10 protein-coding genes are annotated in these 11609 nt (G+C 69.5%); 5 read left to right on the forward strand and 5 right to left on the reverse strand.

The window, feature by feature from the left end; genetic code table 11:
• Positions 1–101 precede the first annotated feature (101 nt).
• From ABZX92_RS43100 to ABZX92_RS43115, 4 genes are read left to right on the forward strand one after another with little or no spacing between them, the layout of a single operon-like run.
• Positions 102–563 (forward strand): YbaB/EbfC family nucleoid-associated protein, encoded by a 462-nt coding sequence (locus ABZX92_RS43100; protein WP_355571515.1) that lies wholly within the window; start codon positions 102–104, stop codon positions 561–563.
• Positions 560–1990 (forward strand): hypothetical protein, encoded by a 1431-nt coding sequence (locus ABZX92_RS43105; protein WP_355571517.1) that lies wholly within the window; start codon positions 560–562, stop codon positions 1988–1990. Before ABZX92_RS43100 ends, ABZX92_RS43105 begins: the two co-directional genes overlap by 4 nt.
• Positions 1990–2436, forward strand: coding sequence for a hypothetical protein (locus ABZX92_RS43110; RefSeq protein WP_355571519.1), 447 nt, complete (start codon positions 1990–1992; stop codon positions 2434–2436). The genes ABZX92_RS43105 and ABZX92_RS43110 overlap by 1 nt, the downstream gene beginning before the upstream one ends.
• Positions 2433–3539 carry a hypothetical protein gene (locus ABZX92_RS43115; RefSeq protein ID WP_355571521.1) on the forward strand — a complete coding sequence of 369 codons (1107 nt, stop codon included), beginning with the start codon at positions 2433–2435 and terminating at the stop codon, positions 3537–3539. Before ABZX92_RS43110 ends, ABZX92_RS43115 begins: the two co-directional genes overlap by 4 nt.
• Here ABZX92_RS43115 and ABZX92_RS43120 read toward each other — a convergent pair.
• From ABZX92_RS43120 to metH, 5 genes are all read right to left on the reverse strand, one after another.
• The gene (locus tag ABZX92_RS43120) at positions 3493–4404 is read right to left on the reverse strand and encodes a hypothetical protein (RefSeq protein ID WP_355571523.1); all 912 of its coding nucleotides are present in this window, start codon (positions 4402–4404) and stop codon (positions 3493–3495) included. The two genes, ABZX92_RS43115 and ABZX92_RS43120, sit on opposite strands and share 47 nt — an antisense overlap.
• Positions 4401–4877 (reverse strand): RNA polymerase sigma factor, encoded by a 477-nt coding sequence (locus ABZX92_RS43125; protein WP_355571525.1) that lies wholly within the window; start codon positions 4875–4877, stop codon positions 4401–4403. Before ABZX92_RS43125 ends, ABZX92_RS43120 begins: the two co-directional genes overlap by 4 nt.
• A gap of 74 nt (positions 4878–4951) precedes the next feature.
• Positions 4952–6160 (reverse strand): S1 family peptidase, encoded by a 1209-nt coding sequence (locus tag ABZX92_RS43130; protein WP_355571527.1) that lies wholly within the window; start codon positions 6158–6160, stop codon positions 4952–4954.
• Between the two features lie 200 nt (positions 6161–6360).
• Positions 6361–7017, reverse strand: a complete 657-nt coding sequence (locus ABZX92_RS43135) for an HAD family phosphatase (RefSeq protein WP_355571529.1) — start codon at positions 7015–7017, stop codon at positions 6361–6363.
• Complete coding sequence (gene metH / locus ABZX92_RS43140; RefSeq protein ID WP_355571530.1) at positions 7010–10555, reverse strand: methionine synthase; 3546 nt, start codon at positions 10553–10555, stop codon at positions 7010–7012. The genes ABZX92_RS43135 and metH overlap by 8 nt, the downstream gene beginning before the upstream one ends.
• Positions 10556–10604: 49 nt before the next feature.
• On the opposite strand from metH, the gene ABZX92_RS43145 reads away from it, so the two are divergent.
• Positions 10605–11504, forward strand: coding sequence for a PAC2 family protein (locus tag ABZX92_RS43145; RefSeq protein WP_355571532.1), 900 nt, complete (start codon positions 10605–10607; stop codon positions 11502–11504).
• Positions 11505–11609: the final 105 nt, after the last annotated feature.

The raw sequence follows: 11609 nt of genomic DNA on the forward strand, positions 1-11609 counted from the left end.
CGCGCAGGACCAAGGCCGCGGATAAAGCCGCTGTCGCCTGTTTGTGTGGGGTGGCCGAGGGTACGGCCACCCCGCCCAGGCGCCATTGGTACGTTCGGTGCATGGCCGACAGCGCTGAGTTGCTGGAACAGATGCGTCAGAAGCTCGAGTTCTTCGAGCAGGCCAACCGCGCGGCCGACGCCCGTGCCGCCGGTTACGAGTCGATGGGCACGGAGCTCAGAACGGTCGAGGCCAGCGTCCAGTCCCCCGACCGCGCCGTCACGGTCGTCGCGGGTCTGTCCGGTTCCATCAAGGAGATCCGGTTCACCGAGGACGCCGGGAAGCTGTCGCCGTCCCAGCTCTCGCAGTCCGTGATGACCACGCTGCAGCAGGCCGTCGCGGCCGCCGCGCGTCAGCAGGCCGAGATCGTGCAGGGCCACACCGACTTCGCGATCGCCGAACGCGTGCAGAAGACGCAGGAGGAGATCTTCGGCCGGCCCGCCGATCCGCCCGCTCGCCCGCGTCCCCCGGCGGACGACGACGATGACACCGGCAGCATCTACCGCAGGGATGATCGCTGGTGACCGGCTTCGTGGTGCACCCGGACGAACTGGCCCGGTGCGCCAAGACGGTCGGCGCCCTCTCCGGCACCTCGACGAAGCTCAACGACACGGCCACCTCGGCGTCCGTGCCCGCCGTCAGCTGGGGCGCACTCGGCCACCTGCTCGGCCTCTATCAGCAGTACGACGAGCTGCTCGCCGACCTGCACGGCCACTTCGGCAAGATGACCGAGGGGTTCGGCAAGATCGATTCCGCCCTCTCCGCCACCGCGCAGACCTACGCGGGACACGAGCAGACGACCACCGACGTGTTCGGCAAAACCCTCCGGTCAGGCCTGGACAGCGCGACCGCACCACCGATGATCTCGGGCGGCAAGGCGCCCTCGAACGCCGGCGCGGTGCTCGGCAGTTACACCGACCAGTACTCCGGCGGCAACGTCGGCAAGCAGGCGGCGAAGTCCGTTCCGTTCGGCGGCAGCAGCTACTCGCTCATGAAGGACAGCTCCAAGCTGGCCGACGACCTCAAGAAGGGTGACGGCGAGGCGATCGCCAAGGATGTCGTCTCGGTCGTCTCCGACATGAACGACTTCATGCAGGAAGGCATGAAGCTCGCCGGTGCGATCTCCGACCCGCTCAACTTCCTGATCTCCAAGGGACTCGGCTGGCTGCTGGACGTCGTCGCGCCGCTGAAGCAGGCCGTCGACCTGGTCACCGGCGACCCGGCCGCGACCAGCAAGGCAGCGGGCACGTTCAACGACATCGCCAAGCAGACCGAGGACCTGGCCCGCACCTTCGACGAGAAGCTGAAGGAAGGCCTGCAGAGCTGGAAGTCCGAGGCCGGTGACAAGGCCGCGCAGAAGCTCGGCGGCTTCCACCACGGCATCGAGGGCACGGCGGCCACGGCGGGTCACATCGCGTCGATCCTGCAGGGCAGCTCGATGTTCATGCAGGTCGCCGAGGACATCATCAAGGGCATCCTGAGCGACCTGATCGAGTGGCTGGTCGTCACCTGGATCGCCGCGCAGCTCGCCGCCATCCCGACCTGCGGGGCGTCCGAAGCAGCCGCGGCCGCCGCCACGCCGGTCGAAGCCGGGATCTCGACCGCGAAGGCCGGCAACGAGGTCAACAAGGTCCGCTCGATCATCCAGAAGATCATGAACGTGCTGAAGCGGATCCGCGAGGTGCTGCGCGAGTCGAAGATCGGCAAGGCGTTCGTCGAGGGCGCCAAGGAGAAGCCGGGCACGTTCGGCAAGGCGCTGGACAAGGCCGTGCAGGACCAGGCGAAGAAGGCGATCGGCCTGGACAAGAGCGGTCCGAAGGGCTCGGAGTACACCGACCCGGTCAAGATCGCGAACAAGGTCGCAGGATACGCGGACGGCATCTACCAGGCCGTTTCGTACGGCACCAAGGGCGACGAGTCGTCGAAGACCGACGAGGAGCTCGACATCTGATGTTCGGCGGCAGGCGGGAGACCACCGAGCAGACCTTCGACGGCCGGACCTTCACGGTCCACTGGGAGATGCGCGGTGTCGGCCAGGAGACCTACGCCGGGAGCAGGACGGAGGACAGGTTCGTGTGGATCAGCACGGCCATCGGCCCGTGCCCTCCCCTGCGCGTCTCCGTTCGGGGCACGAACCAGCTGGACGACCGCAACGACGGCGCGGTGGCGGTGGGGATGCCGTCGTTCGACGACAGGTTCCTGGTGTTCTGCGACGATCTCGCGTTCGTCCGGCGGATGACGCCCGCGCTGACAGCCGCGCCTCGCGAGTCGACTGGGTTCCTCGAACTGCGGGACGGATGGATCACCGTGCATCGCAGGGGCCTGGGGTACGACGGTCCGGCCGCGAACTACCTCAACGCGCTGATCCTGTTGCTGCCACCGGAGCTGCGCCGATGAACGACGCCCCGATCATCGTGCCGCTGTCCCCCGACGTGGCCGTGGTGATCGAGCAGGACCGCGTGTACTTCAGCCGCCTCGTCGCCGGCGCTCCCGTCGACTCGCCGGTGTTCGGCACGCCGCTGGCCGCTGTGCTCCTGGTGCAGCCGGGCGAGCTGCGCAAGGAGCTCAAGTACCTGATCGACCAGCGCGACGGCCTGCGGACGAAGGTCGTGCTGCCACCGGGACCGGCCGTCTGGATCCGCTACAACGCCGACATCATCGTGCCCACGCCGGATCCGCGCGGTCTGGCCGCCGAGATCGAACGCCGCCGCCGCCGGGTGGCTCTTCACGGCGGCTGGGCGGCGGCCGACGTGTGGAAGATCAACCCGACGCTCCGGGTCGCCGGGCCGTCCGGCTTCGCACCGGGCGGCGCGGAGCTCGCGCCGCCGGAGCCGGACAAGGGCAAGTGGCAGGCCATGAGTCCGGGGCCGGTCGGCGAGCCGTCGCCGGGCACGCCGCCATCGCCACCTTTCGTGCCCACCTCGGTGCCGTATCCGGAGACGCTGCCGGTGATCACTGAGCCGCTCGCCAACGGAGTGCGGTTCTCGGTGTCGGTGCGCAGGACGTTCCTGGGCTACGAGCCGGTGCCGCCCGGCCTGGTCACCGAAACACCGGTGAGTGCGTCGCTGCACGTGCCGCTGGCTGCCTGGCACGTGGTCCGGGCGGGCACGCTGCGCGGCGGCCTCGCGCCGATCCGCCGGTGTGCGGCCGACGGGCAGACGGAGATCAGGATGGACCTCTCGGACGGGCCCGCGCTGTGGCTGTGGGGGCCGCTGCGGGAGTGGGTCGTCGCCACGCCGCGGGCCGCCGAGCTGGCCGGGGAGATCCGGCTGCGGCAGGGCGTGGGGATGATGTTCCCGGTGTCGAGCGATCTCGGGCCGGAGCGCAGGACGTGGCTCGACCTGCCGACGACCAAACCGGTGGACACACCAGCCGGTCGAGCCTTGCCGGGTGTGCCGGAATGGGCGCCGACGTCGCCGACGCTCGTCCCCCGGGAGTGCTGGACCCCGATCGTCAGCGCACCGGACGCAACCACGGGCGCAGCTCCAGCGCCGGGCTGATCCGCTCGAACCGCTCGGCCAGCGCGGGCGTGAGCATCACCAGGTCGACCTGCACGGTGTCGGTGCCGCCGAGCCCGTAGACGCCGTTCGCCTGGTCGCGCATGATCGCCTGCAAGGGCTCGAACACCGCGTCACGGATGCCCTTCTGGTCCTTCAGGCTCGGCTTGCCCGCCGCGTCCACGACGCAGAGGTTGCCGTCGTAGCGCGACTTCAGCTCCCGGCCTGCCGCCTGCACGTCACCTGCGACGACTTCGACGACGAGCACGTCGACGCCGTTCTGACCGTCCGGGAAGGACGCCCACGGCCTGCGGAACTGCTCGGGGTGCTGGTCGAGGACATAGCTGTGCAGTTCCTTGCCGTCCGCCTGGCCGGAACGCCAACCGCCGGCCGGTGGCGCACACGGCGTGCCCCAGTCGCGCACGGGATCCGGCAGCGGGTCGAGGCGCTGCCTCACCTCCAGCACGCCCGCCTTCCAGACGCCGCGCAGCCGCACGACGCCGTCCGGAGCCGTGTCGAGCCCGGTGACCGGCACGCTGAACCGGCAGGTGCCCGCGTTGATCGCCGAGGTGGCCGCAGGAGCGCAGAATCGCATCGGGGTGCCGGTGATCCGGCCGGTCGCCTCCACCTCGGCGCCCTCGCGCACGACCAGCGAGGAGTCCTCGGCGACGCCGAACGGCACGGACTCCGCAGGCCTCGTGATCGCGTGAACACCGCCCGCCGCGATCAGCACCACGCCCGCCGCCACGGCAACGGTCAGCCAGCGGCGGTTCCGCCAGCGGGTCACGTCCGGACGCGGCGCAGGCGGCTGTTCCGCCCGCCAGCGCGCACCCTCCTCGTGCAGCAGTTCGTCCACGGGATCGGTCATCCGGCCACCTCCAGCAGGACACGCAGCTTGGCGCGAGCGTCAGCCAGCGTGGATTTCACCGTGCCCTCGGCGCAGCGCATGACAGCGGCCGTCTCCACCACCGTCAAGCCGACGAAGTAGACGCAGTCGACGGCGAGGCGCTGCCGCCCGGTCAACCGGTCGAGCGCACGCCGCAGATCGAGCCCGTCCTCGTCACCACCGCAGGCGGGCTCGTCCGGGACCGCGGCCAGGCGTCTGCCCGCCCGCGACCGGGCCTTGCCCGCCTGGTCGGCCGTGATCGCCAGCAGCCACGCGGACGGCGTGCCGCGCCGCTCGTCGAACTGGTGGCGCTTGAGCCAGGCCCGGACCAACGCGTCCTGGACGACGTCGTCGCGATCCGCGTCGGGTGCCAGCCGCGCGGCCAGCCGGGCCATCGCCGTGAGATGCGGCGAGACCCAGTCGGCGAACTCCTCGCGGCCGGACACGGTGTTCATACTGGATCTACCCCACTGGACACGCATTCGGTTGGGTCGGGGCGCCGGATTTCTCCGGCGCCCCGTTCTCCTGGTCAGCCGATCGTGGTGATGCCGAAGTCCCGTGTCGCGGTCAGGAAGTCCTGGTAAATCATGAAACCGTCGCCGCTGCCGTCGAGCGTGCCCACCGCCCTCACCGCGTTGCTGCCCACCAGCGTGAAGACGGGACCTCCGCTGTCTCCGTCGCGGGAACCGGTCCCGCCCGGTTCGTAGTCCGCGTAGACCATGTCGTTGTAGCACTCGTAGTTGCCGTACGCGTCGTTGTCGCAGTACGAGTACACGAAGTTGTTCGAGTTGGTGAAGTTGCACACCGCGCCGCTCGTCGAACCCGAGTGGCACACCGCGAAGCCCGGTCGTGCCTCCGCCCAGCCGTCCACCCGCTTGGTGAAGTTCCCGGTGGTCGCGCCGCCGTCCCACATCCAGTTGTCCGCGCTGGTCGGGATGAGCAGCAGGTCGTGCGCGACGTGCTCGTGACGGGCCGTACCGATGCTGCGGCTCCGGTTGCCGTTGAACCAGGCGCCGTTGACCCTGCCGCAGTGCCCCGCGGTCAGCAGGAACTGGGCTCCCGCGATGTTCTGCACACCGAAACCCGCCGTACAGCGCGCGCCGTTGTCCGCGTTGATGATCGCGCCTCCGCCGGAGAACGGCGCGAAGTTGTTGCCGGCCCAGCCGTCGTTGTAGCGCGTCGCCGGGCCTGCCGTGGTGTGAGCGCGTTTCCGCACAACGACCTCGACGGGCACATCCGTCCCCGAGGTCCTCACCGCGACATCGGCGCGGTCAGCGCCCGCGATCACGCGGCTCCCGTCGATCGGCACCAGCACCATGTGAATCGGGCTCTTCGCGTCCGCGCGCATCTGCGCGGCCACGATCTCCGCCGTGACCTCCAGCTCACGCCGTGAGTGCGCGGCCGCTCGCACCTCGACCGGGACCGAGGCTCTGCTGATCTCCTGCGAGACCTCGGTGGGAACAGCGCCCTTCCACCAGACGACGAGCTTCTCGTTCTCCAAGCCCACGCCGGAAAGCCCGTCCGCGCCGCTGTGCGCGATGGCCTTCTCGATCCGGTCCGCCGCGTCCGCGAACGGTACTTCCGCCGCCATCCTGGCCCGCACCTGCGGCGAGATCTCCTGGATCTCCGCCACGGCACCGGGTTTGCCGGCGGGTGCGGCGATGCTCTCGGCGTGCAACGCGAACGTGGCGACGCTGACCGCGACCACGCCGGTGATGAGACTTCTTCGTACCGTCACAGCTATCCCCCAGGCAGCTCGAACCTGGCCAAGGGCAGCATCGATCGCGAGAAGGCATGATGATCGCCCGCGATCAGCGCGAGCTCGCCCCCCAGCGAGATGTCGGCCCCCAGCACGACCACTCGACTATGGCACGGAGATCACCGCGGCAGAAGTGGACCAGATGGCCGAACTCTGGAAACCGCTTACCGCACGTTGCGTCAGAGGGTCTTCAGCACGTCCAGGTCGACGCCGACGAGCGACTCGCGGAAGATCCGCCGCTCCCCCGGCTCGACCTCGACGTCGCACGGCACCACCAGAACGATGCACCCGGCGGCAACGGCGGCGGCCACACCGGTCGGCGAGTCCTCGATCGCCACGCACCGCGCCGCCTCGACACCCAGCAGCCGCGCGGCCTTCAGGTACGGCTCGGGCAGCGGCTTGTTCAGCCCGTCCACCTCGTCGCCGCACACCGTGATGTCGAAGAGATCCCGGCCGATCGTGTCCAGCGCGACCTCGGTCAGCGCGCGCTCGGTCGACGTGACCAGGGCCATCGGCACGCCGGACGACCGCACCGCGCGCAACGCCTCCTGAGCGCCCGGACGCCAGGGCAGGCCCGCGCGGAAGACCTCCTCGGTGCGGCGCGAGATCCACGCGGCGCCGTCCACCAGGTCGTCGGCTGACGGCTCGATGCCGACGTCGGCGAACAGCAGGCGCATCGTCGTGGGCACGTTGGTGCCGACCATGCGCTCGCGGGTCTCCAAGGACAAGGTGCCGCCGAGCTTCTCCGCGTACTCGTAGAGCGGGATGTCCCAGAGCTTCTCGGAGTCCAGCAGCGTGCCGTCCATGTCCCACAGAACGGCAGAGAGGTCAGACATTGAAGTACTTCGCCTCCGGGTGGTGCGCCACGAAGGCGTCGGTGGACTGTTCGGGGTGCAGCTGAAGCTCCTCGGACAGGGAGACACCGATGCGCGCCGGGTCGAGCAGGTCGACGACGCGCTTGCGGTCTTCCATCTCGGGGCAGGCGCCGTAGCCGAACGAGTACCGCGCGCCGCGGTAGCCGAGCTTGAAGAACGCCTCGACGTCGGCGGGGTCCTCCTGAGCCACTGACCCGCCCGAAGGCCACACGAGCTCCTCGCGGACCCGCTTGTGCCAGTACTCGGCCAGCGCTTCGGTGAGCTGGACCCCCAGTCCGTGGACTTCCAGGTACTCACGATACGCGTTCTTGCCGAACAGCTCGTTGGCGTAGTCGGCGATCGGCTGGCCCATCGTCACCAGGTGGAACGCGATGACGTCGACCTCGCCGGACTCCTTCGAGCGCCAGAAGTCCGCCAGGCAAAGCCTGCGATCCCTTTTCTGGCGCGGAAAAGTGAAGCGGAAGCGCTCGGCGGAGTCGGCAGAGGGCTCGGCCAGAATGATCAGGTCGTCGCCATCGGACACGCACGGGAAGTAGCCGTAGACGACTGCGGCGTGGGCAAGAACACCTTCTGTGGCAAGGCGTTCCATCCAGTAACGCAGGCGCGGGCGTCCCTCGGTCTCGACCAGCTCCTCGTAGGTCGGGCCGCCGCCGCGCGTGCCCTTCAAGCCCCACTGGCCCATGAACGTCGCACGCTCGTCCAGAAGCGCGCTGTAGTCCGCGACCGGGATGCCCTTCACGACCCGGCTGCCCCAGAACGGCGGCGTCGGGATCGGGTTGTCCGACGCCACGTTCGAACGGCCGGAGAAGGGCTCTTCCTCGGCAGGGGCGGCCTTGGCCTTGCGGGCGGCGGCGATGCGCAGGGACCGTTCGCGACGGGCCTTGCGCTCAGCGGCTTTCGCCTCGGCTTCGGGATCGACGAGAGGAGCCTCGCCGCGTTTGGCCGCCATGATCGCGTCCATCAACCGCAGGCCCTCGAAGGCGTCGCGGGCATAGCGGACGTCACCGAAGTACATCTCGGTCAGGTCGTTCTCGACGTACGCGCGCGTCAAAGCCGCGCCACCGAGGAGAACCGGCCACCGCGCGGCGACTCCCCGGGAGTTCATCTCCTCGAGGTTCTCCTTCATGATCACGGTCGACTTGACCAGCAGGCCGGACAGGCCGATCGCGTCCGCGCGGTTCGCCTCGGCGGCTTCGAGGATCGCGTTGATCGGCTGCTTGATGCCGATGTTCACGACCTCGTAGCCGTTGTTGGACAGGATGATGTCGACGAGGTTCTTGCCGATGTCGTGGACGTCGCCCTTCACCGTGGCGAGCACGATCCGGCCCTTGCCGCCGTCGTCGGAGCGTTCCATGTGCGGTTCGAGGTGCGCGACCGCGGACTTCATCACCTCGGCGGACTGCAGCACGAACGGCAGCTGCATCTGGCCGGAGCCGAACAGCTCACCGACGGTCTTCATGCCCGCCAGCAGCGTGTCGTTGATGATCTGCAACGCCGGACGCTGCTCCAGCGCTGAGTCCAAATCGGACTCGAGGCCGTTGCGCTCACCGTCGACGATCCGGCGCTCCAGCCGCTCGAACAGCGGCAGCGCGGCCAGTTCCTCGGCGCGCGAAGCGGAGTTCGACTTGGTCGTGACACCCTCGAACAGCTCCATCAGCTTCTGCAGCGGGTCGTAACCCTCGCGGCGGCGGTCGTAGACCAGGTCGAGAGCCACCGCGCGCTGCTCGTCGGGGATGCGCGCCATCGGCACGATCTTCGAGGCGTGCACGATCGCGGTGTCGAGGCCGGCCTGGACGCACTCGTGCAGGAACACCGAGTTGAGCACCTGACGCGCTGCCGGGTTCAGTCCGAAGGAGACGTTCGACAGGCCCAGAGTCGTCTGCACGTCCGGGAAACGGCGCTTGAGCTCGCGGATCGCCTCGATCGTCTCGATGGCGTCGCGGCGCACTTCCTCCTGGCCGGTGGAGATCGGGAACGTCAGGCAGTCGACGATGATGTCGGACCGGTGCATGCCCCAGTTCGTCGTCAGGTCCTCGATCAGCCTGGTGGCGACGCGAACCTTCCACTCGGCGGTGCGGGCTTGGCCCTCCTCGTCGATGCACAGCGCCACGACCGCCGCGCCGTGCTCGCTGACGAGCCTCATGATCTTCTGGAAGCGGGAGTCGGGGCCGGCGCCGTCCTCGTAGTTCACCGAGTTGACGGTGCAGCGGCCGCCGAGGCACTCCAGCCCGGCCTGGAGCACGCCGGGCTCGGTCGAGTCGAGCATGATCGGCAACGTCGACGCGGTGGCGAGCCGGGAGGCCAGGGCGCGCATGTCCGCTTCGCCGTCGCGGCCCACGTAGTCGATGCAGAGGTCGATCAGGTGGGCACCCTCGCGCGTCTGGTCGCGCGCGATCTCGATGCAGTCCTCCCACTTCTCGGCCAGCATCGCCTCGCGGAACGCCTTGGAGCCGTTGGCGTTCGTGCGTTCGCCGATCATCAGGACGCTGGCGTCCTGCTTGAACGGGACAGCTTGGTACAGGGAGGACACCCCGGGCTCCGGCCGAGGACGTCGTTGTGCGGGACCGAGATCCTTGACCGCTTCCGCGACCTGACGCAGGTGCTCGGCCGTCGTGCCGCAGCAGCCTCCGACGAGCCGCGTGCCGAACTCCTGCACGAACCCGCTCAACGCCTGCGCCAGCTCCTCCGGCGACAACGGGTACACCGCGCCGTGCGGGCCGAGCTCGGGCAGGCCGGCGTTCGGCATCACCGACAGCGGGATGCGGGCGTGCTTGGAGAGCGTGCGCAGGTGCTCGCTCATCTCGGCCGGGCCGGTGGCGCAGTTCAGTCCGATGAGGTCGATGCCGAGCGGCTCCAGCGCCGTGAGCGCGGCGCCGATCTCCGAGCCCAGCAGCATCGTGCCGGTCGTCTCGACGGTGACCTGGGCGATGATCGGGACCACGCGGCCGTCCGCGGTCATCGCCCGCTTCGCGCCGATGATCGACGCCTTGGTCTGCAACAGGTCCTGCGAGGTCTCGACGATGATCGCGTCCACTCCGCCGGCCAGCAGGCCTTTGCACTGCTCCTGGTAGGCGTCACGCAGCGTGGCGAACGGCGCGTGGCCGAGCGTCGGCAGCTTGGTGCCGGGACCGACACTTCCGAGCACGAACCGGGGCTGTTCTTTGGTGCTGAACTCGTCCGCGACCTCACGCGCGAGCGCGGCGCCGCGTTCGGACAGGTGGAAGATCTGGTCCGGGATGTCGTACTCGGCCAGGTTCGCGAGGTTCGCACCAAACGTGTTCGTCTCGACGGCGTCCACCCCGACCTCGAGATAGCCGCGGTGCACGGCCTTCACGACGTCCGGGCGGGTCACGTTCAAGATCTCGTTGCAGCCCTCCAGACCGCTGAAGTCGTCCAGGGAGAGGTCAGCGGCCTGGAGCATGGTCCCCATGGCGCCGTCAGCGACGACAACCCGGTTCACCAGCGCTTCCAGCAACGGCGACGCTCCGCGATCACGCATGGGCCAAGCCTACGATGAGTTGGCTGGGTGAGGCCGTAGTCTGGCGCCCGTGAACGATCCGTCCCAGGAATCCCCGACCCCCTCGAACCCGCGCGTTCCGCCCACGAGTCCGATCATGGTCTGCGCTTTCGAAGGCTGGAACGACGCCGGCGACGCCGCCAGCACGGCGATCGAGCACCTGCAACTCACCTGGGACGCCACCCCGCTCGCCGAGATCGACCCGGACGACTACTACGACTTCCAGGTGACGCGGCCCACAGTCCGGATGGTGGACGGTGTCACCCGAAGGGTCGACTGGCCGACGACGCGGCTGTCGGTGTGCCGGCCTCCCGGCTCGGACGTGGACGTGATCCTCGTGCACGGCATCGAGCCGAACATGCGGTGGCGCAAGTTCGCCGCCGAGCTGCTCGGGCACATCGAGGCCCTCGGGGTGACGACGGTGGTGACGCTGGGCGCGCTGCTCATGGACACGCCGCACACCCGCCCCGTGCCGGTCACCGGCACCGCCTACGACCCGGACGCCGCCGCGAAGTTCGGCCTGGAGCACTCGAAGTACGAGGGCCCGACGGGCATCGTCGGCGTGTTCCAGGACGCGTGCGTGCAGGCGGGCGTCCCGGCGATCTCGTTCTGGGCCGCCGTGCCGCACTACGTCTCGCAGCCGCCCTCCCCCAAGGCGACCCTGGCACTGCTGCACCGGGTGGAGGAGGTCCTCGACATCGAGGTCCCGCTCGGCGCGCTGCCGGAGCAGGCCGAGGAGTGGGAGCGCACGGTCACCGAGATGGCCGACGAGGACGAGGACGTGCGCAACTACGTGCGCGCGCTGGAGGAGCGCGGGGACGCGGCGATCGAGATCACCGAGGCCTCGGGTGACGACATCGCGGCGGAGTTCGAGCGCTACCTGCGCCGTCGCGGCCGCGGCCCCGGCTGGCCCTCCACGGGCCCCCGCTAACCCCAGCTCCTGGCGCACGCGGGGCCCCCGCGTACTGCAGGAGCGTACGAAAGCTCCCCGCGTACTCTCCGCAGCCGCGGCGCCAAGGGGGCCTGCACCGGCCTC

It is taken from the genome of Lentzea sp. NPDC006480 (assembly GCF_040611995.1).
In the GTDB taxonomy this organism is placed as follows: domain Bacteria; phylum Actinomycetota; class Actinomycetes; order Mycobacteriales; family Pseudonocardiaceae; genus Lentzea.